29 protein-coding genes and 3 tRNA genes are annotated in these 26,226 nt (G+C 71.3%); 10 read left to right on the plus strand and 22 right to left on the minus strand.

Annotated elements, in window-relative coordinates; genetic code table 11:
* Positions 1–6: 6 nt before the first annotated feature.
* From ABD875_RS17085 to ABD875_RS17125, 9 genes are all read right to left on the minus strand, one after another.
* Positions 7–792 carry an MlaE family ABC transporter permease gene (locus tag ABD875_RS17085; protein ID WP_345180364.1) on the minus strand — a complete coding sequence of 262 codons (786 nt, stop codon included), beginning with the start codon at positions 790–792 and terminating at the stop codon, positions 7–9.
* A 4-nt stretch (positions 793–796) separates the two neighbouring features.
* Complete coding sequence (locus tag ABD875_RS17090; protein ID WP_345180367.1) at positions 797–1,750, minus strand: ABC transporter ATP-binding protein; 954 nt, start codon at positions 1,748–1,750, stop codon at positions 797–799.
* 240 nt (positions 1,751–1,990) lie between these two features.
* Positions 1,991–2,389 (minus strand): 50S ribosomal protein L7/L12, encoded by a 399-nt coding sequence (gene rplL / locus ABD875_RS17095; protein WP_345180370.1) that lies wholly within the window; start codon positions 2,387–2,389, stop codon positions 1,991–1,993.
* Positions 2,390–2,468: 79 nt separating this feature from the next.
* Positions 2,469–3,122, minus strand: coding sequence for a 50S ribosomal protein L10 (gene rplJ / locus ABD875_RS17100; RefSeq protein ID WP_345180373.1), 654 nt, complete (start codon positions 3,120–3,122; stop codon positions 2,469–2,471).
* Positions 3,123–3,406: 284 nt separating this feature from the next.
* On the minus strand, positions 3,407–4,129 hold the full coding sequence (gene rplA / locus ABD875_RS17105; RefSeq protein ID WP_345180375.1) for a 50S ribosomal protein L1: 723 nt from the start codon (positions 4,127–4,129) through the stop codon (positions 3,407–3,409).
* A gap of 57 nt (positions 4,130–4,186) precedes the next feature.
* A complete protein-coding gene (gene rplK / locus ABD875_RS17110; RefSeq protein ID WP_028637305.1) occupies positions 4,187–4,615 on the minus strand; it encodes a 50S ribosomal protein L11 in 429 nt (142 codons plus the stop codon).
* A 243-nt stretch (positions 4,616–4,858) separates the two neighbouring features.
* A complete protein-coding gene (gene nusG, locus ABD875_RS17115; RefSeq protein WP_345180380.1) occupies positions 4,859–5,758 on the minus strand; it encodes a transcription termination/antitermination protein NusG in 900 nt (299 codons plus the stop codon).
* A gap of 50 nt (positions 5,759–5,808) precedes the next feature.
* The gene (gene secE / locus ABD875_RS17120) at positions 5,809–6,057 is read right to left on the minus strand and encodes a preprotein translocase subunit SecE (RefSeq protein ID WP_345180382.1); all 249 of its coding nucleotides are present in this window, start codon (positions 6,055–6,057) and stop codon (positions 5,809–5,811) included.
* A 55-nt stretch (positions 6,058–6,112) separates the two neighbouring features.
* Positions 6,113–6,185, minus strand: a tRNA-Trp gene (locus ABD875_RS17125).
* A gap of 208 nt (positions 6,186–6,393) precedes the next feature.
* On the opposite strand from ABD875_RS17125, the gene ABD875_RS17130 reads away from it, so the two are divergent.
* From ABD875_RS17130 to ABD875_RS17145, 4 genes are read left to right on the plus strand one after another with little or no spacing between them, the layout of a single operon-like run.
* Positions 6,394–7,668 (plus strand): aspartate aminotransferase type Ic, encoded by a 1,275-nt coding sequence (locus tag ABD875_RS17130; RefSeq protein WP_379187955.1) that lies wholly within the window; start codon positions 6,394–6,396, stop codon positions 7,666–7,668.
* Positions 7,661–8,689, plus strand: a complete 1,029-nt coding sequence (locus ABD875_RS17135) for an adenosine deaminase (protein WP_345180387.1) — start codon at positions 7,661–7,663, stop codon at positions 8,687–8,689. The genes ABD875_RS17130 and ABD875_RS17135 overlap by 8 nt, the downstream gene beginning before the upstream one ends.
* A gap of 12 nt (positions 8,690–8,701) precedes the next feature.
* Complete coding sequence (locus ABD875_RS17140) at positions 8,702–9,223, plus strand: DUF4190 domain-containing protein (protein WP_345180389.1); 522 nt, start codon at positions 8,702–8,704, stop codon at positions 9,221–9,223.
* Between the two features lie 10 nt (positions 9,224–9,233).
* Positions 9,234–9,674, plus strand: a complete 441-nt coding sequence (locus tag ABD875_RS17145; RefSeq protein WP_345180390.1) for a hypothetical protein — start codon at positions 9,234–9,236, stop codon at positions 9,672–9,674.
* On the opposite strand, the gene ABD875_RS17150 is transcribed toward ABD875_RS17145, so the two are convergent.
* Genes ABD875_RS17150 through ABD875_RS17160 form a run of 3 tightly spaced genes read right to left on the minus strand, consistent with a single transcriptional unit; the run spans position 9,671 to position 11,446 of the window.
* The gene (locus tag ABD875_RS17150) at positions 9,671–10,684 is read right to left on the minus strand and encodes a UDP-N-acetylmuramate dehydrogenase (protein ID WP_345180392.1); all 1,014 of its coding nucleotides are present in this window, start codon (positions 10,682–10,684) and stop codon (positions 9,671–9,673) included. The genes ABD875_RS17145 and ABD875_RS17150 overlap by 4 nt on opposite strands.
* A complete protein-coding gene (locus tag ABD875_RS17155; protein ID WP_345180393.1) occupies positions 10,677–11,048 on the minus strand; it encodes a MaoC/PaaZ C-terminal domain-containing protein in 372 nt (123 codons plus the stop codon). Before ABD875_RS17155 ends, ABD875_RS17150 begins: the two co-directional genes overlap by 8 nt.
* Positions 11,048–11,446 carry an FAS1-like dehydratase domain-containing protein gene (locus ABD875_RS17160; protein WP_345180395.1) on the minus strand — a complete coding sequence of 133 codons (399 nt, stop codon included), beginning with the start codon at positions 11,444–11,446 and terminating at the stop codon, positions 11,048–11,050. Before ABD875_RS17160 ends, ABD875_RS17155 begins: the two co-directional genes overlap by 1 nt.
* A gap of 32 nt (positions 11,447–11,478) precedes the next feature.
* Here ABD875_RS17160 and ABD875_RS17165 point away from each other — a divergent pair, with 32 nt between their 5' ends.
* A complete protein-coding gene (locus ABD875_RS17165; protein ID WP_345180397.1) occupies positions 11,479–12,411 on the plus strand; it encodes a hypothetical protein in 933 nt (310 codons plus the stop codon).
* A gap of 57 nt (positions 12,412–12,468) precedes the next feature.
* Here the strand turns inward: ABD875_RS17165 and rpmG are convergent, their stop codons facing one another.
* The 5 genes from rpmG to ABD875_RS17190 form a co-directional block, all read right to left on the minus strand.
* Positions 12,469–12,639 carry a 50S ribosomal protein L33 gene (gene rpmG, locus ABD875_RS17170; protein WP_017932999.1) on the minus strand — a complete coding sequence of 57 codons (171 nt, stop codon included), beginning with the start codon at positions 12,637–12,639 and terminating at the stop codon, positions 12,469–12,471.
* A gap of 40 nt (positions 12,640–12,679) precedes the next feature.
* A tRNA-Met gene (locus tag ABD875_RS17175) sits at positions 12,680–12,753 on the minus strand.
* 55 nt (positions 12,754–12,808) lie between these two features.
* Positions 12,809–12,881, minus strand: a tRNA-Thr gene (locus tag ABD875_RS17180).
* A gap of 62 nt (positions 12,882–12,943) precedes the next feature.
* Entirely contained in the window at positions 12,944–14,341 is a 1,398-nt protein-coding gene (locus tag ABD875_RS17185) for an amidase (protein ID WP_345180400.1), read from the minus strand.
* 33 nt (positions 14,342–14,374) lie between these two features.
* Entirely contained in the window at positions 14,375–15,565 is a 1,191-nt protein-coding gene (locus ABD875_RS17190; RefSeq protein WP_345180402.1) for an ROK family protein, read from the minus strand.
* A gap of 88 nt (positions 15,566–15,653) precedes the next feature.
* Between ABD875_RS17190 and zwf the strand changes: the two genes are divergently transcribed.
* The 4 genes from zwf to ABD875_RS17210 are packed head-to-tail and all read left to right on the plus strand — an operon-like array spanning position 15,654 to position 20,448.
* Entirely contained in the window at positions 15,654–17,150 is a 1,497-nt protein-coding gene (gene zwf, locus ABD875_RS17195) for a glucose-6-phosphate dehydrogenase (RefSeq protein ID WP_345180404.1), read from the plus strand.
* Positions 17,147–19,018: a phosphogluconate dehydratase gene (edd, locus tag ABD875_RS17200; protein ID WP_345180406.1), complete on the plus strand. Its 1,872-nt coding sequence runs from the start codon at positions 17,147–17,149 to the stop codon at positions 19,016–19,018. The genes zwf and edd overlap by 4 nt, the downstream gene beginning before the upstream one ends.
* Complete coding sequence (gene eda / locus ABD875_RS17205; protein WP_345180408.1) at positions 19,002–19,634, plus strand: bifunctional 4-hydroxy-2-oxoglutarate aldolase/2-dehydro-3-deoxy-phosphogluconate aldolase; 633 nt, start codon at positions 19,002–19,004, stop codon at positions 19,632–19,634. Before edd ends, eda begins: the two co-directional genes overlap by 17 nt.
* A gap of 4 nt (positions 19,635–19,638) precedes the next feature.
* Positions 19,639–20,448, plus strand: coding sequence for an alpha/beta fold hydrolase (locus ABD875_RS17210; RefSeq protein WP_345180409.1), 810 nt, complete (start codon positions 19,639–19,641; stop codon positions 20,446–20,448).
* Here the strand turns inward: ABD875_RS17210 and ABD875_RS17215 are convergent.
* From ABD875_RS17215 to ABD875_RS17225, 3 genes are read right to left on the minus strand one after another with little or no spacing between them, the layout of a single operon-like run.
* A complete protein-coding gene (locus ABD875_RS17215; RefSeq protein WP_345180411.1) occupies positions 20,429–20,989 on the minus strand; it encodes a DNA-3-methyladenine glycosylase I in 561 nt (186 codons plus the stop codon). The two genes, ABD875_RS17210 and ABD875_RS17215, sit on opposite strands and share 20 nt — an antisense overlap.
* 53 nt (positions 20,990–21,042) lie before the next feature.
* Positions 21,043–22,014, minus strand: a complete 972-nt coding sequence (locus ABD875_RS17220; RefSeq protein WP_345180413.1) for a pirin family protein — start codon at positions 22,012–22,014, stop codon at positions 21,043–21,045.
* Between the two features lie 10 nt (positions 22,015–22,024).
* On the minus strand, positions 22,025–24,379 hold the full coding sequence (locus ABD875_RS17225) for an FdhF/YdeP family oxidoreductase (protein ID WP_345180414.1): 2,355 nt from the start codon (positions 24,377–24,379) through the stop codon (positions 22,025–22,027).
* 119 nt (positions 24,380–24,498) lie between these two features.
* Between ABD875_RS17225 and ABD875_RS17230 the strand changes: the two genes are divergently transcribed.
* Positions 24,499–25,287 (plus strand): DUF2189 domain-containing protein, encoded by a 789-nt coding sequence (locus tag ABD875_RS17230; RefSeq protein ID WP_345180416.1) that lies wholly within the window; start codon positions 24,499–24,501, stop codon positions 25,285–25,287.
* Positions 25,288–25,293: 6 nt separating this feature from the next.
* Here ABD875_RS17230 and ABD875_RS17235 read toward each other — a convergent pair whose 3' ends face one another.
* Both ABD875_RS17235 and ABD875_RS17240 read right to left on the minus strand, forming a co-directional pair.
* Positions 25,294–25,593, minus strand: a complete 300-nt coding sequence (locus ABD875_RS17235) for a DUF1905 domain-containing protein (protein WP_345180417.1) — start codon at positions 25,591–25,593, stop codon at positions 25,294–25,296.
* A 45-nt stretch (positions 25,594–25,638) separates the two neighbouring features.
* A complete protein-coding gene (locus ABD875_RS17240) occupies positions 25,639–26,196 on the minus strand; it encodes a GNAT family N-acetyltransferase (protein WP_345180419.1) in 558 nt (185 codons plus the stop codon).
* Positions 26,197–26,226 lie beyond the last annotated feature (30 nt).

Genomic DNA, 26,226 nt, shown 5'->3' on the forward strand with positions numbered 1-26,226 from the left:
GCGTCGCTAACCCGTCTTCGGTGGGACGAGCTGGAAGTAGATCGCGCTCATCACGAAGTTGACGACGAACAGGAGCATGAACGTGATGACGACGGACTCGTTCACCGCGTCGCCGACGCCCTTGGGGCCGCCCTTGGCGTTCATGCCCTTGTAGCACGCGACGACCGCGGCGATCAGGCCGAACACCAGGGCCTTGAGCATGCCCTGCCACAGGTCGGGCAGCTGGGCGAGCGCGGTGAAGCTCGCCAGGTAGGCCCCTGGTGTGCCGTCTTGGAGGACGACGTTGAAGACGTAGCCGCCGGCGACGCCGACGACGCTGACCAGGCCGTTGAGGAAGACCGCGACGAGCATGCAGGCGAGCACGCGGGGGACGACGAGGCGCTGGATGGGGTCGATGCCCAGCACCATCATCGCGTCGAGCTCCTCGCGGATCTTGCGCGCGCCCAGGTCCGCGGCGATCGCGGAGCCGGCCGCGCCGGCGATCAGCAGCGAGGTGGCGATCGGCCCGGCCTCGCGGACGACCGCGAGCACCGCGGCCGAGCCGGTGAACGACTGGGCGCCGAACTGCTTGATGAGACCACCGACCTGGAGCGCGATCACCGCACCGAACGGGATCGCCACCAGCGCGGTCGGGATGATCGTGACCGAGGCGATGAACCACGCCTGCTGGATGAACTCCCGGAGCTGGAACGGACGCCGGAACATGCTCCGCGCCACGTCGAGACCGAAGGCGAACAGGTTGCCGGCGGTCCCGACCGGAGCGAGCGCGCGGCTCGCGGTCAGGGACGACATGCGATCAGCCCCCGGTCACCATGGTCATGTTCTGCTCGAACGAGCCCGGCGGCGGGGTGACGCCGTTCTCGCGGCACCACTCGCCCGGCGGGCGCTGGCTGCGCCGCGCGATGCCGTTCGACGGGTCGAGCTGCAGCGGGATCGGCGGGAGCGGCGGGAGCTCCTGCCCCTTCTCGGCCTCGAGCTCGTCGGCGTCCTTCTCCTCCGACATGCCGATCGGGCCGACGCGCTGGGCGTTGAGGAACTGGCGAACCACCGGCTCCTCCGAGGAGAGCAGCATCTCGCGGGGGCCGAACATCGCGAGGTGGCGGTGGTAGAGGAGCCCGATGTTGTCCGGCACGGTGCGGGCGGTGTTGATGTCGTGGGTGACGATGAGGAAGGTCGCGTCGATCTGGGCGTTGAGGTCGACGATGAGCTGGTTGAGGAACGCCGTGCGCACGGGGTCGAGGCCGGAGTCCGGCTCGTCGAACAGCACGATCTCGGGGTCGAGCACGAGGGCCCGGGCCAGGCCGGCACGCTTGCGCATACCACCGGAGATCTCGCCGGGGAGCTTGTCCTCGGCGCCGATGAGGCCGACCAGGTCCATCTTCTCCATGACGATGTCACGGATCTCGGACTCGGACTTCTTGGTGTGCTCGCGCAGCGGGAAGGCGACGTTGTCGTAGAGGTTCATGGAGCCGAACATCGCGCCGTCCTGGAACAGCACGCCGAACAGCTTGCGGATCTCGTAGAGATCCTTCTCGGAGCAGGTCGCGATGTCGGTGCCCTCGATGATGATCGAGCCCTCGTCGGGCTTGAGCAGGCCGATCAGCGTCTTGAGGAACACCGACTTGCCGGTGCCGGAGGGACCGAGCATCACGCAGATCTCCCCGGCCGGGACGGTCAGGCTCACGTTGCCCCAGATCAGCTGCTTGCCGAACGACTTGCTGAGGTTCTCGACCTTGATCTCGACGCCCATGACCTGCCTGTCCCTCCTACGACACCCCGCGCGCTCCGATTCCCGGGTCGGGCCCGCCTGACACTCCCCACTCCCCCACTGACCGGTAACAACGCGACCGGTGGCGTGAAGTTACGCGCGGGTTTCCTTCCCCGTGAGACGCCCGTTACACCTGGGGGTCTGGACCGGGACATGCAACGAGGGGCGGCCCACCCGGATCGGGTGGACCGCCCCTCGTCGAAGAGGTGCGTCAGAAAGACGTCACTTGAGGGTGACGGTGGCGCCGGCGCCCTCGAGGGCCTCCTTGGCCTTCTCCGCAGCGTCCTTCGCGACCTTCTCGAGGATCGGCTTCGGAGCGGCCTCGACCAGCTCCTTCGCCTCCTTGAGGCCGAGGGAGGTCAGCGCGCGGACCTCCTTGATGACGTTGATCTTCTTGTCGCCGGCCGACTCCAGGATGACGTCGAACTCGTCCTGGTCGCCGCCCGCGGCAGCGGCGTCGCCGCCCGCCGCGCCACCCGCAGCCGGGGCAGCCGCAACGGCAACCGGGGCAGCGGCGGTGACGCCGAAGGTCTCCTCGAACTGCTTCACGAACTCGCTGAGCTCGATCAGCGTCATCTCCTTGAACGCGTCGAGGAGCTCGTCGGTGCTGAGCTTCGCCATGGTGGCGTTTCCTTCCATTCGGTGGTCCGGTGCGGGATCGCCGCCGGACCGGGTTTCAGGTGGTGTGTACGCCGGGGCCTCAGGCCTCGGCGGTCTCCTCGTCAGAGGCGGCCTCGGCGGCGGGCTCCTCGGTCGGAGCCTCCTCCTCGGCGGGAGCCTCGTCAGCGGCGACCGGCTCGGCCGAAGCCTGGCCAGCACCACCTGCGAGGATCGAGGGGTCCTGCTCGGCCTTCGCCTGGAGCGCACCCGCGAGACGGGCGGCCTGGGCGAGAGGAGCGTTGAGCAGGTAGACGGCCTGGCTGAGCGACGCGAGCATCGCGCCGGCCAGCTTGCCCATGAGCACCTCGCGCGACTCGAGGTCGGCCAGCTTGGCGACCTCCTTCGCGTCGAGGATCTTGCCGTCCAGGACGCCACCCTTGATGACCAGGGTGGGGTTCGCCTTGGCAAAGTCACGCAGACCCTTGGCCGCCTCGACCACGTCGCCGTTGATGAAGGCGATGGCGGTCGGGCCGGTCAGCAGGTCGTCGAAGCCGGAGATGCCCGCCTCATTGGCGGCGATCTTGGCCAGCGTGTTCTTGACCACGGCGTAGTCGGCGTTCGCACCGAGGGAGCGCCGCAGATCCTGCAGCTGCTTCACGGTGAGACCGCGGTACTCGGTCAGCACGGCACCGGCGGAATCGTTGAACGACTCAACGATGTCCGCGACGGCCGCCTGCTTGTCTGCCCGCGCCATGGGTGTCCTTTCGGTGGTGACCACCGGTCCCGGCCCGGAAAAGACGAACGCCCCGAGCGCAGGCTCAGGGCGTGAAGTGACTTCGTGCTCTGTCCCCTGCGCAGGTCGTCCGCTTCCACGGAGCCTTCGGTCCTGCTGCATTCGCAGCGAGACAACCGGCGGTCTTTGGTTTCGTGGAGAACCTTACGCGGCCGAGCGGGACCCGCCAAATCGAGAGCGTCCTCCCGGGTGGAACGCCGAAGGCCCGCCACCTCACGGTGACGGGCCTCGGCTCGGAGCGTGGATCAGGCCTGAGCGGCCTCGTCCTCGACCGCGACGTTGCGGGTGCGGTTCGGGTCGACCTGGACGCCGGGGCCCATGGTCGTCGAGATGCTGATCTTCTTGATGTAGCGGCCCTTGGAGCTGGACGGCTTCAGACGAAGCACCTCCTCGAGCGCCGCGGCGTAGTTCTCCGCGAGCTGGACCTCGGAGAAGGAGGCCTTGCCGATGATGAAGTGCAGGTTCGCGTGCCGGTCGACCCGGAACTCGATCTTGCCGCCCTTGATGTCGGACACGGCCTTGGCCACGTCCGGCGTCACGGTGCCGGTCTTCGGGTTCGGCATGAGGCCACGCGGACCGAGCACGCGGCCGAGACGGCCGACCTTGCCCATCATGTCCGGGGTCGCGACCACGGCGTCGAAGTCGAGCCAGCCACCGCTGACCTTCTCGATCAGCTCGTCGCCACCGACGACGTCGGCGCCGGCCTCACGGGCGGCCTCGGCCTTGTCGGCGTTCGCGAACACGAGCACGCGAGCGGTCTTGCCGGTGCCGTGCGGCAGGTTGACGGTGCCGCGCACCATCTGGTCGGCCTTGCGGGGGTCGACGCCGAGACGCATGACGACGTCCACGGTCTCGTCGAACTTCTTCTTGCTCGTGGTCTTCGCGATCTTGATCGCGGCCAGCGGGGCGTAGACCTCGTCCTTGTCGAACGAGTCGGCCGCCGCGCGGTAGGTCTTGCTGCGCTGCATGATGGTCCTCTGCTTTCAGGAGATGTGGTTAGCGAGCCAGCGCGGCTCTCCCACGTTTCAGTCGGTCGTGACGCCCATCGAGCGGGCGGTGCCCTCGACGATCTTCATGGCGGCGTCGATGTCGTTGGCGTTGAGGTCCGGGAGCTTGGTCTGGGCGATCTCGCGCACCTGGTCCTTGGTCAGCTTGCCGACCTTCTCCTTGTGCGGGACACCCGAACCCTTCTGCAGGCCGGCGGCCTTCTTGATCAGCTCGGCGGCCGGCGGGGTCTTGGTGATGAACGTGAACGAGCGGTCCTCGTAGATCGTGATCTCGACGGGGATCACGTTGCCGCGCATGGACTCGGTCTGCGCGTTGTACGCCTTGCAGAACTCCATGATGTTCACGCCGTGCGGACCGAGGGCGGTACCCACCGGCGGGGCGGGCGTCGCGGCGCCGGCCTGGAGCTGCACCTTGACCAGTGCGGCGATCTTCTTCTTGGGAGGCATGCTGCTTCTCTTTCTGTCTCGTGGTCATGACGAGGCCCCCGGAGAGGCCCCTGCCACCTGCTGCTGCCGCCCGGCTCGCGAGCCGGGCAACCTGTCTATTGTGCTGCGGGTTCGCCTCTAAAGCGAATTCGCGATCTCCTGGGTTTCGAGACACGTCACGCAGCCCCTCGCTTCGCTCGGGTCTGCGTCGACGCCCTCAACCTTTGAGCCGGATCCTGCCCAGAGCAAGCTCTGGGCAGGGGCTCAAACCTTCTGGATCTGGCTGAACGACAGCTCGACCGGCGTCTCGCGGCCGAAGATCTCGACGAGCGCCTTGACCCGCTGCGACTCCGCGTTGATCTCGGTGATCGTCGCGTGGAGCGTGGCGAACGGGCCGTCGACGACCATGACCGAGTCGGAGACGTCGAAGTCGGCGACCTCGACCGGCTTCTTCGCGACGGCGCCGCCCGAGCTGGACGGGACACCGGCGGCCACGGCCTCGGCCTCGGCGCGGGCGACCACGGCGGGCGCCAGCATGTTCTCGACCTCGCTCATCGACAGCGGCACCGGCTGGTGGCTGTGACCGACGAAGCCGGTGACCGACGGGGTGTGCCGCACCGCGGCCCACGACTCGTCGGTGAGGTCCATGCGGACCAGGACGTAGCCGGGAAGGACGGTCCGGCGCACCATCTTGCGCTGGCCGTTCTTGATCTCGGCGACCTCCTCGGTGGGGACCACGATCTCGTGGATGTAGTCCTCCATGTTGAGGGAGATGATGCGGTTCTCGAGGTTGGACTTCACCCGGTTCTCCATGCCGGAGTAGGTGTGCACGACGAACCAGTCGCCGGGCTTCGCCCACAGCTCGCGGCGGAATGCCTCGAGCGGGTCGTTCTCGTCGACCTCGTCCTCGTCGCCCGAGACGGCCTCGTCGCCCTCGTCACCCTCGGCGTGGGAGAGCTCGATGGAGCTGCCCGCGGCGGTGTGGTCGTCCAGACCCAGCTCGGCGTCGGTGTCCTCGTCGGTCACCTCGGCGTCCAGACGCGGGTCCTCCTCGACGTCGGGCCCGTCGTTGGGCTCGCCGTACTGGTCCTCCAGGGTCGGGTCGACCGCGGTCTCGTCGGTCTCCACCGAGTCGTACTCCTGCTCAGACACGTACTGCTCCATCAACGTCGATTTGCTGCTCAGTTATCCAGGTCATCCGGCGGCAGCCGGAATCACGTGTTGGACGGGCCGGTGAAGATCGCGAAGACCAGCCGGCCGAAGCCCAGGTCCATCGCCGCGACGATCGCCATCATCGCGATCACGAACACCATCACCACGATGAAGTAGGTGACCAGCTGCTCCTGGGTCGGGTAGACGACCTTGCGCAGCTCCGCGACCACCTGCCGGTAGAACGTCGGGAGGCTGGTGCGCTTGTCGGCGTTCCCGCCTCGCGACCCTCGGACCGCCTTGCTGTCCGACATGTCCTTCACCTACTCCCTTAGACCGTTCGACCAGTTCTCATCAGCATTCCCTTTGCAGGGCACGAGGGACTTGAACCCCCAACCTTCGGTTTTGGAGACCGATGCTCTGCCAGTTGAGCTAGTGCCCTTCGCAGTGACCCGCGAGGTGGGCCACACACGGGCCGCCGAGCCCTTCGAGGGCATGGCTGAGCCTGTGGGAAATCCACCAGTGGTGGAGTCTACGGGGTCGAGGAAGGCTGCGTCCAAACCGCCTGCGAGAGCCGGTTCCGAGAGCCGATACCCCGTGGACTCGGGACCCAGTCTCTCTGACACGATGGGCGGGTGAGCACGCAGCCCCTGTCCCAGCCGTTGTCGGAGCTTCCTCGCGCGGACCTCGAGTCCTTCCGCGACACCCAGCAGGCGGCGTACGACGACCTCGTGGCCTCGGGCCTGAAGCTGGACCTCACGCGCGGCAAGCCGTCCGCGGAGCAGCTCGACCTCTCCGACGGCCTGCTCACGCTGCCGACCACGACCACGACGCCCGACGGCGTCGACGCGCGCAACTACGGCGGCCTGGCCGGCGTCACCGCGCTGCGCGAGATGTTCGCCGAGCTGCTCGGCCTCGAGGTCGCGCAGCTGTCCGCGCAGGGCACGTCGAGCCTCACGCTGATGAAGGACGTGCTGACCTACCTCTGGCTGAAGGGCGGGGTGGACTCCGAGCGCCCCTGGGGTGCCGAGGAGAAGGTGCGTTTCGTGTGCCCCGTGCCCGGCTACGACCGCCACTTCACGCTGCTGGAGTGGTTCGGCATCGAGATGGTCCCGGTCGCGATGACCGACACCGGCCCGGACGCCGACGCGATCGCCGCGCTGGTCGCGGACGACCCGACGATCAAGGGCATGTGGCTGGTGCCGACCTACGCCAACCCGACCGGCCAGGTGACTTCCCAGGAGGTCGCCGAGCGGCTCGCGTCGATGCCGACCGCGGCCCCTGACTTCAAGATCTTCTGGGACAACGCCTACGCGCTGCACCACCTGTCGGCCGAGGAGACCAAGAGCGCCGACATCGTGTCGCTCGCCGCGGTCGCGGGGAACCCGCACCGCCCGGTGCTGTTCGCCTCGACCTCCAAGATCACCTACGCCGGCGCCGGCGTCGCGTTCGTCGGCGGCTCGCGGGAGACCATCACCTGGTTCCACGACAACCTGGGCCTCGGCTCGATCGGCCCCGACAAGGTCAACCACCTGCGGCACCTGGAGTTCTTCGGCTCCCCCGACGGGGTGCGCGAGCACATGGCCAAGCACCGCGACCTCCTGGCGCCGAAGTTCGCCGAGGTCGAGCGGATCCTCACCGAGCGGCTGGGCGGGCTCGGCGTCGCGAGCTGGAGCCAGCCGCGCGGCGGCTACTTCGTGAGCCTCGACGTGATGCCGGGCACCGCGACCCGCGTGATCGAGCTGGCGAAGAGCGCCGGCGTCGCGCTGACCCCGGCCGGCTCGGCGTTCCCGTACCGCAACGACCCGGAGGACACGAACATCCGGCTGGCGCCCTCGTTCCCGACGCTCGCCGAGGTGACCGGCGCGATGGAGGCCGTCGCCACGTGCGTGCTGCTGGCGGCGGCGGAGCACCTGCTTGCGTGATCTCCACGAGCTGCCGAAGGCGCACCTCCACCTGCACTTCACCGGGTCGATGCGCCACTCGACGCTGCTCGAGCTCGCCGACCGCGATGGCATCGTGCTGCCCGACCAGCTCGTGGCGGACTGGCCCCCGGTGCTCTCGGCGGCCGACGAGAAGGGCTGGTTCCGCTTCCAGCGGCTCTACGACGTCGCCCGCTCGGTGCTGCGCACCGAGAACGACGTGCGCCGCCTGGTCCGCGAGGCCGCGGAGGACGACGTCCGCGACGGCGGCCGCTGGCTGGAGATCCAGGTCGACCCGAGCGGCTACGGCGCCCGCTTCGGCGGCATCACGGCGTTCACCGACCTCGTGCTCGACGCGGTCCGGGAGGCGTCGGCGGCGACCGGCCTCGGCATCGCCCTGGTGATCGCGGCGAACCGCACCCGCCACCCGCTCGACGCCCGCACGCTGGCCCGGCTCGCCGGGCAGTACGCCGACCGCGGCGTGGTCGGCTTCGGCCTCTCCAACGACGAGCGGCGCGGGAGCACCACGGACTTCGCGGGCGCGTTCCGGATCGCCGAGGACGCCGGCCTGACGCTGGTGCCGCACGGCGGCGAGCTGCGCGGCCCCGAGCACATCCGGGTCTGCCTGGAGTCGCTGCACGCCCAGCGGCTCGGCCACGGCGTGCGGTCGGCGGAGGACCCGGCCCTGCTCGACCGGATCGTCCAGGCCGGGGTCGCGCTCGAGGTGTGCCCGGTCTCGAACGTCGCCCTGGGCGTCTACTCCGACCCGACGTCGGTCCCGCTCCCGGAGCTGCTGGCCGCCGGCGCGACGGTCGCGCTCGGCGCCGACGACCCGTTGCTGTTCGGGTCGCGGCTGGCCGGTCAGTACGCCTCGATGCGCGCCGCGCACGAGCTCACCGACGCGCAGCTGGCCGAGCTCGCCCGGATGTCGGTGCGGGCGTCGCGGGCACCCGAGACCCTGAAGCGCGAGGTCCTCGCGGACATCGACGCGTGGCTGGCCGCACCGCCGGACCACGAGGCCTGACACGATGGCCCCATGAGCTCCTCCGATCCCGAGCAGCCGAACCCGTACGGCCAGCAGCCCCCGCCGCCGAACCCGTACGGCCAGCAGCCTCCCCCGGCGAACCCGTACGGCCAGCAGCCCCCGCCGGCAAACCCGTACGGCCAGCCCCAGCAGCCGCCGTACAACCCGTACCAGCAGCAGCCGTACCCGCCCTCGGGCTACCCGCCGCAGCCGCCGGGCTACCCGCCGTACCAGGCGGCCCCGCCGACCGAAGGGCTCGGCCTCGCCTCGATGATCATCGGCATCGCGGCGCTGGTGCTGTCGTGCCTGTACGGCGTCGGGCTGCTCGGGTCGCCCGCCGCGCTGATCATGGGCCGGATCTCGATGAAGCGGATCGACCGCTCGGAGGGCCGGCTCGGCGGCCGCGGGATGGCGCAGGCCGGGTTCATCCTCGGCATCATCGGCACCGTCTTCCTGGTGCTCGCGATCATCGCGGTGATCATCATCGTCGCAGTCGCGGCCAGCGGTGGCTTCGACGACCAGTCGTCCTACTGAGGAGCGCGAGATGAGCAACCCGGAGCAGCCGCCGTACGGCGAGCAGCCCCCGCAGCAGCCGCACCAGCAGCAGCCGGGCGGGTTCCAGCAGGGCTTCCAGCAGCAGTTCCAGCCGCCCTACGGCCAGCAGCCGCCGTACGCCTACAACTTCACCCCGCAGCCGCCGGCGCACAACTCGGCGACGACCGCGATGGCGCTCGGCCTGATCGGGCTGATCGGGCTGCTGTTCTGCGGGGGGCTCACGCTGATCCTCTCGCCGTTCGCCTGGGCGATCGGCGGCAAGGCGGTGCGCGAGATCGACGCGAACCCCGGTGCCTACAGCGGTCGTGAGCAGGCGTTCGCCGGCAAGGTGATGGGCATCATCGGCACCGTGCTGCTGGTGCTCGGCGTGCTCGCGTTCGCGCTGTTCATCGGCTGGGTGGTCACCCTCGACTCCAGCACCCTCGACTAGAGGGAGCAGCCCACCAGGACCGGCTCGTTCTCGAGCCGGATGCCGAACGCCAGCTCTACGCCGTCACGGACCTCGAGAGCCAGCGCGAGCAGGTCGGCGGTGCTCGCGCCGCCGCGGTTGGTGAGCGCCAGCGTGTGCTTGGTCGAGAGCGCGACCCGCTCGTTGCCGTGGCCCTTGGCGAAGCCGGCGTGCTCGATGAGCCAGGCGGCGCTGGTCTTCACGGTGCCGTCGGGCTGCGGCCACGCGGGCGCGCCGTCCGGTACGGCGTCGGCCGCGACGATCGGGTTGGTGAAGAAGGACCCGGCGCTCCAGGTGTCGTGGTCGGCCGGGTCGAGCACCATGCCCTTGCCTGCGCGCAGCGCGAGCACGGCGCGGCGCACGTCGCCCAGCGGAGCCCGCTCCCCCACCGCGACGCCGAGCGTCCGGGCGAGCTCGGCGTACCCCACCGGACCGCCGAGCGAGCCCTGGCGCAGCTGGAACGTCACGGACAGCACGACGTGCCGCCCGGGGTCGGCCTTGAAGCGGGAGGTGCGGTAGCCGAAGCCGCAGTCGGCGTTGGCGAACGTGCGGACGCCGCGGAGCGTGCGGTCCCAGACCCGCACGCTGGCGATCGTCTGGCTGACCTCCTGGCCGTAGGCGCCGACGTTCTGGATCGGGGTGGCGCCGACCGAGCCGGGGATGCCGGACAGCGCCTCGATCCCGGACCACTCCTTCTCGACGGCCAGGGCCACGAAGTCGTCCCAGCTCTCGCCGGCGGCCACGGTCACCATGACCCCGCCGCAGGAGACGCCGTCCTCGACGTCCGGGCTGATGCCGCGGGTGGCGATCTCGACGACCCGGCCGTGGAAGCCGTCGTCGGCCACGACGAGGTTGCTGCCGCCGCCGAGCACCAGCACGGAGCGGTCGGTGTCGAGCGCGGCGGCGAGGTCGGCCTCGGACGTCACGGTCACCCACTCGTCGGCGGGTCCGCCGAGCCGCAGCGTGGTGTGGTCGGCGAGCCGCTCAGGCACGGACGACTGCCTTCGGCATCCCCAGCACCTTCTGGCCGGCGCACGTCACGGTGAGCTTGACCGTCGTCAGGCCGTCCTCCTCCGCGGCTTCGCCGGCGACCTCGACGTCGACGCCGCCCTCGGCGGGCACGACGACCGGGTTGGTGAACTTGCAGCCGAGGCTGACGACCTCGGCGCCGGGGAACCACGTCGCCACCGCGCGGGCGGCGAGCGCCATCGTGTACATGCCGTGCGCGATCACCCCGGGCAGTCCGACGCTCAGGGCGACCTGCTCGTCCTGGTGGATCGGGTTGTGGTCCCCGCTGGCCTCGGCGTAGGCCACCAGGTCGGCACGGGTGATCGTGTAGGTCTGCGTCTCGAGCATCAGGCGCCGCCTCGGTGCACCAGGGTGGCGCTGGTCGAGCAGACCAGGGCTCCGGACTCATCGGTGATCTCGCTGGTGGTGCCGATGATGTCGTTGCCGCCGATCTGGCGCAGGCTGCTGACCGTGAGCGTCGCGGTCAGCACGTCGCCGGGCACGACCGGGCGCTCGTAGCCGAACTTCTGCTCGCCGTGCACGATCCGGTACAGGTCCAGCCGCTCGGCCTCGAGGAACGCGTTCATCGCGTCGAACGCCAGCACGATCGGGTACGTCGCCGGCGCGGGGCCGCCGTCGTACGCACCGCCGGTGGCGGCGACGAAGGTGCCGATCCCCTCCTCGGTGACCGCATAGGGTCGGGTGGGTGGGAAGACACGGCCGACGAGGGACTGGTCGACTGGCATGCCGCCAACCTATCCGGTGGCTGCTGGTCGTCGTGCTCGTGGCCACCGGGTGCACGGCCGAGCCGGCCGACCCTCAGGGCGCCACGCCGCGGGCGCGCCCGGAGGGGTGCGGCCCGCTGTCGTTCGACGAGGTGCGCGGCCGGCCGCCGCAGCACCTGGCGACCCAGGAGCTGGCCCGCTTCCCCAACGACCACGCGGCCTGCGCGGGTGTGTGGCTGCGCACCGGGCGCGGCTTCGTGCCGCAGGGACTCGTGGTCGAGGGGCGCACCGCGTGGGTGAGCGGGTTCGACGGCAACGCCCGCGTCGGGTCCCGGTACTGCCGCGTCGAGCAGGTCGACCTGCGCACCGGGCGACGGACGGACTCCCTGGACCCGGTGACCGGGCAGGTGGGCGACCGGCCGCCCGTGGGGTGCCGCCACGGCGGCGGGCTGGTCCGCGACGAGCACGGCCTGTGGCTGGTCGAGACCGGACGGCTGTGGCTGATCGACCCCGAGGGGCTGGAGGTCGAGCGGGCGTGGGCCCTGCAGCCGCCGCTGCGCGGCTCGTTCGCGCTGCTCGACGACGACGGCCGGCTGGGCATCGGCCGGTGGCACCCGCACCGCAGGGCGCAGGTCGACTGGCTGGACCCGGACGCGCTGGTCGGCTCGGACGCGCTCGACATCACCGAGGAGCTGACCGAGGGCCACACGGTCGCACCGCGGGCGACCCAGGGCGCGGTGTGGTCCGACCGGCCGTGGTTCGCGCAGTCGGTGACCCGCTGCGGCGTGCTGTCCGGCCCGGGTCGGCGCGGGTTCGTCCCGGGCGCCGAGGGCATGGACCTGGTCGGGCGGCACACGCTGTGGGTGGTCAGCGAGGCCGGCACCCGGCACTACCAGGACCTCGGCGGGCGGCCCGTCGTACCGCAGCTGATCCGGTTGGACGTCTCGCGCGTGCGGTCGTGGACCGGACCTGACTGCGAGGTCTAGGAGGAAGCAGAACGGCCCGCCAGGGAACCTGGCGGGCCGGACGTGCGAAGACTCAGATCAGCGGGTCTCGCGGTGCGCCTGGTGCTTGCGGCACCGCGGGCAGAACTTCGCCAGCTCGAGACGATCGGGGTCGTTGCGGCGGTTCTTCTTGGTGATGTAGTTCCGCTCCTTGCACTCCACGCAGGCGAGAGTGATCTTGGGGCGAACGTCGGAGCTCTTGCTGGCCACGGGAAGTCCTTGGTTGTCGGTACGGTGTCGCTGTGGTGAGTAGCGGGGGCGGGACTCGAACCCGCGACACCACGATTATGAGCCGTGTGCTCTAACCACCTGAGCTACCCCGCCACGAGGGCACGACTGCGCTGACCAGACTAACGGCCAGCGCAAGATCCCTACCCAGAGCCCCTTTACGGAATCGAACCGTAGACCTTCTCCTTACCATGGAGACGCTCTGCCGACTGAGCTAAAGGGGCAACGACGGAGAACTATATACAGGGGTCGGCGCGATCGAAAAATCGGCCCCGCATCGGCCGGTTCAGCCGCTCAGCGAAGCCCACGGAGAGGCCTCCTCGAGCTCGTGGGCGAGCTCCAGCAGCAGCGCCTCGCGACCGGCTCCGGCCGAGAACATCATCCCCTGCGGGAGGCCCGCCGCGGTCGTCGCGAGCGGCAGCGAGATCGCCGGGTCGCCGGTGGCGTTCTGCCACGGCGTGAAGGCCACCCATGCCAGGATCCGCTCCATCACGGTGTCGAAGTCGAGGGTCGGGTCGAGGTGGCCGACCAGCGGTGTCTCGTGCGCGAGCGTCGGGCTGAGCGCGACGTCGTACGTCTGGTGGAACTGCGCCGAGACCCGGGCGGTACGCCGCAGCCGCGCGATCGCGCCGGGCAGCCGGTGCATGCGCCGCCGGCAGTGCCGCTCGAGGCCGAGGGTGAGGTTGTCGAGACGGGCGGTGTCCCACCCGGGGCCGAGCTGGCGGCCGGTGCGCACGACCAGCATCGCGAGCATCGACCAGTAGAGCAGGAAGTCCTCGGGGATCGTGGGCGGCGCCGGGTGGTCGACCTGCTCGACGTGGTGGCCGAGCTCCTCGAGCTGCCGGGCGGTCTTGAGCGTCAGCTCCGCGACCTCGGGCGACGCCGCCCGGCCGATGCCGGCGGTGTGGACCGCGACCCGCAGCCGCTTGTGGCCCGGCCGGGTGACGTCGCCGATCGGCGGGAGCCGCAGGGCTCGGTAGACGTGCTCGGCCTCGCGGAGGAACGCCGCGGTGTCGCGCACGGAGCGGGTGATCACGCCGTCGGCGACGATGCGGAGCGGCATCTGTCGGCTCATCCGGTCCTGGGGCAGCCGGTCCCGGGTGGGCTTGAGGCCGACCAGGCCGTTGACCGAGGCCGGGATCCGGATCGAGCCGCCGCCGTCGTTGCCGTGCGCGAGCGGTACGGCGCCGGCCGCGACGAGGGCGCCGGCGCCCGCCGAGGACGCCCCGGCGGTGCGCGCGGCGTCCCAGGGCGAGCGGACCGGGCCGAGCCGCGGGTGCTCCGCGGACGGACTGAAGCCGAACTCGGAGAGCTGGCTCTTGCCGAGCGGCACCAGGCCGGTGGCGAGGAACATCCGCGCGAAGTCTCCGTCCCGCGGGACGGGCCGGGCGCGGTAGGCGTCGCACCCCTGCTGGGTGGGCATCCCGGCAACCTCGACGTTGTCCTTGACGAACGTCGGGACGCCCGCGAAGAACCCGCCGCGGGGATCGCGCGCCTCGGCCCGCGCCCGGTCGTAGGCGACGTACGACACGGCGTTGAGGTCGGGCTGGAGCCGCTCGGCGCGGGCGATGGCCGCCTCGACGACCTCGGGGATCGACACCTGGCCGTCCTGGATGGCGCCCACCAGGCCCACCGCGTCGAGGTCACCCAGGGCGTCGTCGGAGAAGGCGTGCACGCGCGTCACGCCGCTCAAGGTAGCGCCGTCGACGCCCTCGGGTCAGAGGGACGCGGCGGCGAGGCGGGCGTCGACGGCGACCGGGGCGAGCACGTGGTCGAGCGCGAGCGCGGCGCACCCGACGACGCCCGCGCGGTCGCCGTGGGTCGCGGGCAGGAACTGCAGGTCCCGGGTGGCCAGCGGGGCGGAGCGGCGGTAGACGCTCTCGCGGACGCCGGCGACGTAGAAGTCGAACGCCGCGGCCATGTCGCCGCCGATCACCACCGCACCGGGGTTGAGCAGGTTGATCGCGACCGCGAGCACCTCGCCGAGCTCGCGACCGCTGTCTCGCAGCAGGCCGCGGGCGAACGAGTCGCCCTGCAGCGCGAGGGACACCAGGTCGCGCACGTGGCCGACCGGCTGTCCGGACTCCTCGAGCTTCGCGACCAGCGCCCAGCCGCCGGCGATCGTCTCGAGGCAGCCGGTGGCGCCGCAGCGGCAGGGCAGCTCACCGGCGGCGTCGACCGTCGTGTGGCCGATCTCGCCGGCGGCGCCGAGGTGCCCGCTGAGCACCCGGCCGTCCGCGACGATCCCGAGGCCGAGACCGGTCGACGCCTTCACGACCAGCATGTCGTCGAGGCCGCTGGCCCCGCCGAGCAGCTCGGCGCGGGCGAGCACGTCGGCGTCGTTCCCGACGAACAAGGGCGCGTCGGCGAGGCCGGCGAAGTAGGGCGCCAGCTCGACGCCGTCCCAGCCGGTCATCACCGGGGAGCCGATGCTGATGCCGCGCGAGCGGTCGAGGGTGCCGGGCAGGCTGAGCCCGATGCCGAGCACCGGCGGCGCGACGCCGTCGAGCAGCCCGCCGAGGCGCCGGACGACGTCGGGCAGCAGCTCGTCGGGGCCGACGCCGACCGCGTGGTCGCGCGAGTCGGAGGAGATCTCCTGGCCGTCGAGGTCGAGGACCGCCAGCTGGCTGCGCGAGCGGCCGATCGCGACCGCGAGCACGACCCCGGCGTCCTGGTTGAACACCAGCGCGCCGGGCGGGCGGCCCCCGGTGGAGGCGAGTTCCTCGCCGAGGCGCAGCAGCCCGGCGGACGTCAGCGCGGTGACGCGGGCGGTGACCGCGGTCCGGGACAGGCCCGTGAGCATGCGGAGCTGGGAGCGGGTGCTCGCCCGACCGGTGCGCACCAGGTCGAGCAGCTCCCCGGCAGTGGCGGGCGCCGCGGTCTCCCGCGTCTCGACAAGCTGGCTCACGCGGGAGAGCATAAACCCCCACAGTTTGATCGCGTAAAAACCTTAGTTGTGCTTGCTGAATGCCGAACTGGTGCCTACTGTGAACGACATGGAGCCGCATCCGACCTCGCACGTGCTACCCGACTCGTGCGACTTCACCGTCTTCGGCGGCACCGGCGACCTGGCGCTGCGCAAGCTCCTGCCGGCGCTGTACCACCGCGACCTCGAGGGACAGCTGCCCGCCGACTACCGGATCCTGGGCATCTCGATGTCGGACCTCGACGACGCCGGCTGGCGCGACGCGGTCCTCGCGGCGCTCACGACGTTCGTCGCCGGCGAGCAGCTGCTGACCCCGGTCGTCGACCGCTTCCTCGCGCGGCTCTACCACCTGCGCCTCGACGCGCAGAACCCCGCGGACTGGGACCGCTTCCACGCCCTGCTCAAGGAGCGCGCGCACCCCGAGAACGCCGTCCGCGTCTTCTACCTCGCCGTCGCCCCGCGACTGTTCGGCTCGATCTGCGAGCGTCTCGACGAGATCGGCGTGGTCGACGAGCGCGCCCGCGTCGTCCTGGAGAAGCCGATCGGCCACGACCTCGCCTCCGCGCGCGAGGTCAACGAGGCCGTCGGCCGGGTCTTCGACGAGTCGCAGATCTTCCGCATCGACCACTACCTCGGCAAGGAGAGCGTCCAGAACCTCCTCGTCACCCGGTTCGCCAACACGTTCCTCGAGCCGCTGTGGAACTCGCGCTGGGTCGACCACGTCGAGATCACCGTCTCCGAGACCGTCGGCGTCGGCGGCCGCGGCGAGTACTACGACAACGCCGGCGCGCTGCGCGACATGGTGCAGAACCACCTGCTCCAGCTGCTCTGCCTGGTCGCGATGGAGCCGCCGACGTACGTCGGCCGCGAGACCGTGCGTGACGAGAAGGTGAAGGTCCTCCAGGCGCTGAAGCCGATGGACGCGACCGCCGTCGACCACGACACCGTGCGTGGCCGGTACGACGCCGGCCTGGTCGACGGGGTCGCGGTGCCGTCGTACGCCGACGACCTGGGCTACTCCGGCTCGCGCACCGAGACGTTCGTGGCACTGAAGACCGAGGTCCAGAACTGGCGCTGGGCGGGGGTCCCGTTCTACCTGCGCACGGGCAAGCGGATGGACCGGCGGGCGTCGGAGATCGTGGTGGTCTTCAAGGAGCCGCCGCACTCGATGTTCCCCGGAGCCGAGGGCGTCACCGCCCCGAACCGGCTGCACATCCTGGTGCAGCCCGACGAGGGCATGCGCCTGCACCTGACCGCGAAGGAGCCGGGCCCCGGTGGCTACCGGCTGCGGCCCGTCTCGCTCGACCTCAGCTACGCCGCGGCGTTCGACGCGCGGCTGCCCGACGCCTACGAGCGACTGCTGATGGACGTCATCAAGGGCAACCCCACGCTGTTCATGCGCCGCGACGAGGTCGAGGCCGCGTGGTCGTGGACCGAGCCCATCCTCCGGCGCTGGGCGGCGACGCCCGAGCGCCCCAAGCGCTACCCGGCCGGCACGACCGGCCCGATCGCCGCCGCGATGCTCCTCGAGCGGGACGGCCGAACCTGGCAGGAGCCGGACCAGTGACCACTCCCCTCCATCCCGTCCTCCGCGAGGTGACCGCCCGGGTCGCCGAGCGCAGCGCCGAGGGCCGCGCCGAGTACCTGCGCCGGATCCGCGCCGCCGGCGAGACCGGTCCCGCCCGGGGCCGGCTCGCGTGCGCCAACCTCGCGCACGGCTTCGCGGCCTCCGAGCCGACCGAGAAGCAGGCGCTGCGCGGCCACGTGAAGCCCAACCTGGCGATCGTGTCGTCGTACAACGACATGCTCTCCGCGCACCAGCCGTACCGCGACTACCCCGAGACGCTGAAGAAGGCCGTGATCCGGGCCGGCGGCATCGCGCAGTTCGCCGGCGGTGTGCCGGCGATGTGCGACGGCATCACCCAGGGCCGCGACGGCATGCAGCTGTCGCTGTACAGCCGCGACGTGATCGCGATGTCGACCGCGATCGCGCTGTCGCACGACATGTTCGACGGCGCGCTGATGCTCGGCGTCTGCGACAAGATCACGCCCGGGCTGCTGATCGGCGCGCTGTCGTTCGGCCACCTCCCGACGGTCTTCGTGCCCGCGGGGCCGATGACGTCCGGGCTGCCGAACTCCGAGAAGGCCCGGGTCCGCCAGCTGTACGCCGAGGGCAAGGTCGGTCGCGAGGAGCTGCTCGAGGCCGAGGCGGCGTCGTACCACTCCGCCGGGACGTGCACGTTCTACGGCACCGCGAACTCCAACCAGCTGCTCATGGAGGTGCTCGGCCTGCACCTGCCCGGCTCGTCGTTCGTGAACCCGGGCACCCCGCTGCGCGAGGCGCTGACCAAGGCCGCCGGCCGGCGCGTCACCGAGCTGACCCGCCAGGGCGGCGAGCCCACGCCGATCGGCGAGATCGTCGACGAGAAGGCGATCGTCAACGCCGTCGTCGCCCTGCTCGCCAGCGGTGGCTCGACCAACCACACCATGCACCTCGTCGCGATCGCCCGCGCCGCCGGCATCACGCTGACGTGGGACGACATGTCCGACCTGTCCGCGGTGGTGCCGCTGGTCAGCCGGATGTACCCGAACGGCGAGGCGGACGTGAACCACTTCCACGCCGCCGGCGGGATCGCGTTCCTCGTGCACACGCTGCTGCGCGCCGGCCTGCTCCACGACGACGTGCTGACCGTCGCCGGTCGGGGCCTGTGGCGCTACACGCAGGAGCCCGTGCTGCGCGGGGACGACCTCACGTGGGAGGAGGGGCCGAAGGCCTCGCTCGACCACGACGTGCTGCGCCCGGCGTCCGACCCGTTCTCCCCCGACGGCGGGCTGCGGATGCTGACCGGGCCGCTCGGCCGGGCCGTCATCAAGACGTCCGCGGTGAAGCCGGAGCACCGCGTGGTCACCGCGCCCGCGGTGGTCTTCGACGACCAGCACGACTTCCTCGACGCCTTCGGCGCCGGCCAGCTCGACGGCCGCGACTTCGTCGCGGTGATCCGCTACCAGGGCCCGGCGGCGAACGGCATGCCCGAGCTGCACAAGCTCAACCCCGCGCTCGGCGTGCTGCAGGACCGCGGCCAGAAGGTCGCGATCGTGACCGACGGCCGGATGTCCGGCGCCTCCGGCAAGGTGCCCGCCGCCATCCACGTCACGCCGGAGGCATCGCTCGGTGGCCCGCTCGCGCGCGTCGTCGACGGCGACCTCGTCACCGTCGACGCGAGCTCCGGCCGGCTCGACCTGCACGTCGATCCTGCCGAGCTCCAGCAGCGGCCGATCACCGGCCGCGCTCCGCAAGGCCCCGAGTGGGCAGGCACCGGCCGCGAGCTGTTCGCGGCGTTCCGTGCCACCGTCGGGTCCGCCGACACCGGCGCCAGCGTGTTCCCGGGCGTCACCGCCCCCGGCCAGGAGGTCCGTGTTGTCCAGCCTGCATGACGTCGATCTGCTGAGTGTCGTCCCGGTGATGCCGGTCGTCGTCGCGAACTCCGCCGACGAGGGCGTGGCCATCGCGCGCGCCCTCGTCGCGGGTGGCCTGCCCGCCATCGAGCTGACGCTGCGGACCGACGCCGCGCTCGACGCGATCCGCGCGATCGCCGACGAGGTGCCCGGGATCCTGGTCGGCGCCGGCACCATCACCCGGCCCGGGCACGCGAAGCTCGCCGCCGACGCGGGCGCGCAGTTCCTCGTCTCCCCCGGCACCACGGGCTCGCTGCTGCACGCGATGCAGGACACCGGCCTGCCCTTCCTGCCCGGGACGGCGACCGTCTCGGAGGTCCTCGCTGCGCTCGAGGCCGGCATCACCCAGCTCAAGTTCTTCCCGGCGGAGGCCGCCGGCGGTGCCGCGTTCCTCAAGTCGGTCGCCGGCCCGTTGCCGGCCGCCCGCTTCTGCCCGACCGGTGGCATCACGCCCGCATCGGCGCCGTCGTACCTCGCGCTGCCGAACGTCGGCTGCGTGGGCGGCTCCTGGCTGACGCCGGCGGACGCCGTCGCGTCCGGGGACTGGGACCGGATCACGAAGCTCGCCGCGGAGGCTGCTGCTCTGGTTCGCTGAGGTCGTGCGCGAGTACGACGTCGAGCTGCCCACCCACATCGTCCGGGTCCTCGAGTGGGGGCCTGAGGACGGGCCACTGATCGTGGCGCTGCACGGGTTCCCCGACACCGCGCTGACCTGGCGGCGGGTCGCGCCGCTGCTCGCCGACGCGGGCTGGCGGGTGGCTGCGCCGTACCTGCGCGGCTACGCGCCGTCGGGGATCCCGACCGACCGCGACTACTCCGTGCGGGCGCTGGTCGCCGACGCGGTCGCGTTCCACGCGTTGCTGGGCGGCGACGAGCGGACCGTGCTGCTCGGCCACGACTGGGGTGCGATCACGACCAACGCGGTCGCGGCCGACCCCGCGTCGCCGTACGCGAAGCACGTGGCGCTCGCCGTGCCGCCGCTCTCGGCGATGCACGGCTGGGACCCGGCTCTGCTGCGCCAGCCGTTGCACTCCTGGTACATCGCCTACAACCAGGTGCCGGGCCTGGCCGAGCGGAGCTTCGCGTGGCTGACCGCGCGGCTCTGGCGGCTGTGGTCACCGGGCTACGACGCCGCCGAGGACCTCGCGCACCTGCGGGAGTCGGTGCCCGACCGCGCGCACGCCAAGGCCGTCGTGTCGTACTACCGGGCGATGCTCGGGCCTGGGATCAAGCCGGCGCTGGCCGACCCGGTCCACCCCCTGCTGGTCCTGCACGGCGAGGAGGACCGGTGCATGGAGGTCGGGCTCGCCCGGCTGGCCGGCGCGACGCCGGTGCCCGGTGCCGGCCACTTCCTTCAGCTCGAGCGGCCGGAGGCCGTTGCGGAGAAGGTCATCGGGTTCCTCGCCTGAAGCAGCCGACGAGGTGCGGGTCGAAGACGCCGATCGCCTCCATCAACGCGTACATCGTCGTCGGCCCGACGAACGCGAACCCGCGCTTCTTCAGGCCCTTCGACAGCGCGACCGACTCGGCGGACTGGGTGGCGGGCTCCTCGGGCGACCGCTCCGGGGCGAACGAGAGCACGAAGTCCTCGAGCCCGCCGTCCTCGCGCAGCGCGACCGTCGCGCGGGCGTTGGTGACCGCGGCCTCGATCTTCATCCGGTTGCGGACGATGCGTGGCTCGGCCATCAGCCGCTCGACGTCGTCCGGGCCGAACGCCGCGATCGCCTCGGCGTCGAAGTCGTGGAAGACCTCGCGGAACGCCGGGCGCTTGTTGAGGATCGTCGACCACGACAGCCCGGACTGGAAGGCCTCCAGCGTCAGCCGCTCGAGGTACGCCGACTCGCCGTGGACGCGGTTGCCCCACTCGGTGTCGTGGTAGTCGCGCATCACGCCCGGGCCACCGGCCCACGGGCAGCGCACGATCCCGTCCTCACCCGTCAGCGGTCCCATGGCTCCATCCTGACGGAGGGTGCCGACAGTGGGTGCCTTCCCAGGCTGTCGGACTAGCGCCGTTCCCTCAGCCGCGCGTTGGGCAGCGGGGGCGCCGGGATCGGCGGCAGCTCGTCGCCGACCGGGATCCCGAAGCGGCCGTCGACCAGGCCGGCGTCCGTGATCTGCCCCTGCCACTCCGCCCGGTAGCCCACGATCTCGTCGTGCGAGCGGCCGACGAAGTTCCACCACATCACGATGCTCTCGCCGAACGGCGGTCCGCCGAGGAGCAGCAGGCGGGCGGGCTCGTCGTACGTCGTCAACGTGAGCGCGGCGGACCCGGGCGGGACGTAGGCGAGGTCGTCCTTCTTCGCGTCGGTCTCGTCGACGCCCACGACGCCGCTGTCGACGAGGACCCCGTGCTCGTAGGTCGCGTCGACGTCGAGGGTGAGCGACGTGCCGGGCTCGAGCAGGATCTCGGCACCGAGGAGGGGTGTGTACGTCGGCACCGGTGAGGAGACGCCCAGCAGGGAGCCGAGGAACACCCGGGCCTCCCAGCCCGCTCCGGTCACCGGCTCCGGCGCGTGGTGGGCGAAGCCCGGGTCGGTGTGCCGGTGGGCGTCGGGAAGTGCCACCCACAGCTGGGCGCCGTGCAGGGTGCTGGTGGTCGGCGGCGAGACCTCCGAGTGGCTGATGCCGCGACCGGCGGTCATCAGGTTCACCTCACCGGGTCGCACCATCGCGTGGTTGCCCGCGCTGTCGCGGTGCTCGACCTCGCCGGTGAACAGCCAGCTCACGGTCTGCAGCCCGGTGTGCGGGTGCGGGGCGACCTTCATCCCGCCGGTGTCGGCGACCTGGTCGGGCCCGTAGTGGTCGACGAAGCACCAGGCGCCGATCAGGGACCGGTGCCGCTGCGGGAGCGTCCGGCGGACGCGCATCGCACGAGGGCCACCGAGCGGGACGTCCCGCGGCGTCATGATCTCGACACCCGTGGCCGGCGTCGCCTCGCAGGCGAGCTCGGCCGGCTTGTCCTCCAGGTTGCTCATGCCCGTCTCCTCACGCGTTGTGCTCCGGCTCCACCTGCCGCTTGGTCTCGTCGCCGCGACCGGCCGGGGTCTCGACACTTCGCCGGCCGGCGCCGTCGGCCTTCTCCAGCCGGATGATCACCGACTTCGAGGTCGGGCAGTTGCTGCCCTCGGCGGTGGACTCGAGCGGCACGAGCGGGTTCGTCTCGGGGTAGTACGCCGCCGCGCACCCGCGCGGCTGGTCGTAGGCCACGATCCGGAACGACGGCGCCTGCCGCTCGGTCCCGTCCCACTCGCTGACCAGGTCGACGTACTGGCCCTCCTCGAAGCCGAGGGCGGCGATGTCGTCGGGGTGCACGAACACGACGCGGCGGCCGTTGGAGATGCCGCGGTAGCGGTCGTCGAGTCCGTAGATCGTGGTGTTGAACTGGTCGTGCGAGCGGATGGTCTGCAGCAGCAGCCGGCCGTCCGGCACTTGCAGGACGTCGGTGGGGCTCACCGTGAAGATCGCCTTGTCCTGCTTCGTCGGGAACGTCCGGCTGTCCCGGGGCGGGTGCGGCAGCACGAAGCCGCCCGGCCGGTCGACCTTCTCGTCGTACGCGTCGCAGCCGGGCACCACGCGCGCGATCCGGCGGCGGATCTCGGTGTAGTCGCTGCGGAACGCCGACCACGGGATGCCGTGCCGGTCGCCGAGCGTCGCCTCGGCGAGGGAGCAGACGATGTCGACCTCGGACTTCAGGTACGGCGACGCCGGGTCGAGCGGGCCGCGCGACGCGTGCACCGCCGACATCGAGTCCTCGACGGTGACCCGCTGGTCGCGGCCCCCGGTGCGGTCCTTCTCGCTGCGGCCGAGCGCGGGCAGGATCAGCGCCTCGCGGCCGTGCACGACGTGCGAGCGGTTGAGCTTGGTCGACACGTGCACGGTGAGCGCGGCGCGTCGCATGGCGTCCTCGGTCACCTCGGTGTCGGGGGCGGCGGAGACGAAGTTGCCGCCCATCGCGAAGAACACCGTGGCGTCGCCGTCGTGGAGGGCCTTGATCGACGCGACCGTGTCGAGACCGTGCTCGCGCGGCGGCTCGAAGCCGAACTCGTCGCGCAGGCTGTCGAGGAAGTGGCCGGGCGGGCGCTCCCAGATCCCCATGGTGCGGTCGCCCTGCACGTTCGAGTGGCCGCGCACCGGGCACAGCCCGGCGCCGGGCTTGCCGATGTTGCCCTGGAGGAACGCGACGTTCGCGAACTCCTTGATGGTGGCGACCGCGTTGCGGTGCTGGGTGATGCCCATCGCCCAGCAGAGCACGGTCGCGTCGGAGTCGCGGAACAACGCCGCCGCCTCCTCGATCTGCGCCCGGGTCAGCCCGGTGGCGTCGAGGACGAGGTCCCAGTCGAGGTCCTTGACGTGCGCGGCCCACGCGTCGAAGCCGGTCGTGTACTGCTCGACGAAGTCACGGTCGACGGCGTCCCACTCGAGCAGCAGCGCCCCGATCGCCTGGAACAGCGCGAGGTCGCCGTTGATCCGGACCGGGAGGTGCAGGTCCGCGAGGGCGGTGCCCTTGCCGGCGAGGCCGCGGGGCTTCTGCGGGTTCTTGAACCGCACCAGCCCGGCCTCGCGCAGGGGGTTGATCGCGAGGATCTTCGCGCCCTTGCGCTTGGCCTCCTCCAGCGCGATCAGCATCCGCGGGTGGTTCGTGCCGGGGTTCTGCCCGGCGATCACGATCAGCTGCGCGTCGTGGATGTCCTGCAGGCTGACCGAGCCCTTGCCGATGCCCATCACCTCGGCGAGAGCGACGCCCGAGGACTCGTGGCACATGTTCGAGCAGTCCGGCAGGTTGTTGGTGCCGAACGCGCGCACGAACAGCTGGTAGGCGAACGCCGCCTCGTTCGAGGTCTTGCCCGAGGTGTAGAAGATCGCCTGGTCCGGCGACGCCAGGGCGTTCAGGTGGCCCGCGATCAGGCTGAACGCGTCGTCCCACGAGATCGGCTCGTAGTGGGTGCCGCCGGGACGCAGCACCATCGGCTCGGTGATCCGGCCCTGCTGGCCGAGCCAGTAGTCGGTGCGGTCCCGCAGCTCGTCCAGCGGGTGCTCGGCGAAGAACTCGCGGCCGACCCGGCGCAGCGTCGCCTCCTCGGTGACCGCCTTGGCGCCGTTCTCGCAGAACTCCGCGGTGTGCCGGTGGCTCGGGTCCGGGTCCGGCCAGGCACAGCCCTGGCAGTCGAAGCCGTCGGCCTGGTTGATCCGCCGCAGCGTCTTCGCCGTACGCCGCACGCCCATCTGCTCGACCGCGCGCTTCATGGTGATCGCCACCGCGGTCGGCCCTGCGGCCACCTGCTTCGGAGGGTCGACGTCCAGCTCCCGCTCGTCGATGTCCTGCTGCGGCGGCTTCCTCATGGGCCCATCCTCTCGCGGGTGCCAAGGGAATGCCCCGATCGGACCTGTTCGTCCGACCGGCGCAGGCACTAAGTTGCGACTGGCCTTCCCAGGGTGTGTCCCGAGCCAGGAGGAATCCCATGTCCACGAACGAGCCCCCACCGCCGCCGTACGAGAGCTATGGCGAGTCGACCCCGCCTCCCCCACCGCCGGGTCCGCCCGCGCCGGGCGGAGGAGCCGGCGGGTACAGCGTCGGCGACGCGTTCACCTACGGCTGGAACAAGTTCACCGCGAACCTCGGCCAGATCCTGGTCGCGGTGCTGGTGCTGGTCGGCGCGCTGGTCGTGCTGCAGGTGATCGGCTTCGCGATCTCCAACGCGGCAGCGTGCGACCCCAAGCTCAACCTGCAGACCGGCGAGGTCGACGACTGTGGGGGCTTCTTCAGCTTGCAGTTCTTCGTCCAGTGGGGCTTCAGCCTGGTCAGCTGGGTCGTGTCCATGATCATCGGCGCCGGCATCGTCCGCTTCGCGCTCGCGATCACCGAGGGCCGCCAGGCCAACGCTTCCCAGGTCCTGACGCCGCACAAGCTCGGCGACGTCGTCGTCGCCTCGCTGCTGATCGGGATCGCGACGTTCGTCGGGTTCATCCTCTGCGTGATCCCGGGCCTGCTGGTCATGTTCTTCACGTCGTACACGCTGTACTTCCTGATGGACCGCGAGGACCTGGGCGCGGTCGACGCGATCAAGGCGAGCTTCGAGTTCACGAAGAACAACGCCGGCAACGTCATCCTCTGGTTCCTGCTCAGCGTCGCCGCGTGGTTCGTCGGCGCGATCCTGTGCGGCATCGGACTCCTCGTGGCGGTCCCGGTCGTCCTGATCGGTACGGCGTACACGTACAAGACGCTCAACGGCGAGCCGGTCGCGGCCTAGCGCCGGTCAGACCAGCTCGAGCGTGACCCGCGCCGAGTCCCCCGGCTCGAGGGACTCGGCGCGGCGCACGGCCTTCTTCACCGGCAGCACGAACCCGCGGACCTTGTCGGGGAAGACCGAGGTGGCCCAGGTGGAGCCGCCGACGGTCACCTCGACGCGCACGGAGCCGAACCCGCGGGGCGGGCCGGCGCGCAGCCGGATCTCCTCGGTCTCGTCCTCGGGCACCGTGAGGAAGACCCACGCGGTGCCCTCGGGCGAGGACTCCCACTCCCACAGCACCGCGTCGAACTCGCAGGACCAGCCCATGGCGGCATGCTGCACCACCGCACCGACACCCGGGGTGGACCAGGCTCAGATGCTGCGCCGCATCCGCAGCGAGTGGGCCTCGACCGTGCCGTCACCGGCGACGACGTACGGGACCCGGTCGACCAGCGTGAAGCCCCGCGCGCGATAGAAGGGGATGCCGCGCTCGTTCCCCTCGGTGACCGAGACCCACTGCTCGGCGGCGCCGACGGACCTCTGCTGCGCCGTGACGAAGTCGAGCAGCGCCGTCCCGATGCCTCGCCCGCGGAGCGCCGGTTCCAGGTACAGGACATACACGTTGCCGACCTCACCGCCGACACCACCGCCGACACCACCGCCGGCCGCCCCGAGTACCTCGTCGCGCTCCGTCACGGCCACGACGTAGCCCTGCCACTGCGGCGAGTCACCGGCGGTGCTGATCTCGTGGCGCACGCGCGCGGGGGCGTAGTACGCCTGGGCCTGGCGCTCGATGCTCGCGGGCGAGAGCAGTCCCTGCGAGGACCAGGCGAACCCGCGGCGACAGACGTCGCCGATCGCGACCTCCTCGCCCACCCGTGCCAGGCGCACGGCGTACGTCGGCAGGCTGTCGACCCCGGCGTCCTCCACGATGCGTAGCGTACGAACCCGGGCCGACAC

Source organism: Nocardioides caricicola, from assembly GCF_039541135.1.
Classification (GTDB): domain Bacteria; phylum Actinomycetota; class Actinomycetes; order Propionibacteriales; family Nocardioidaceae; genus Nocardioides; species Nocardioides caricicola.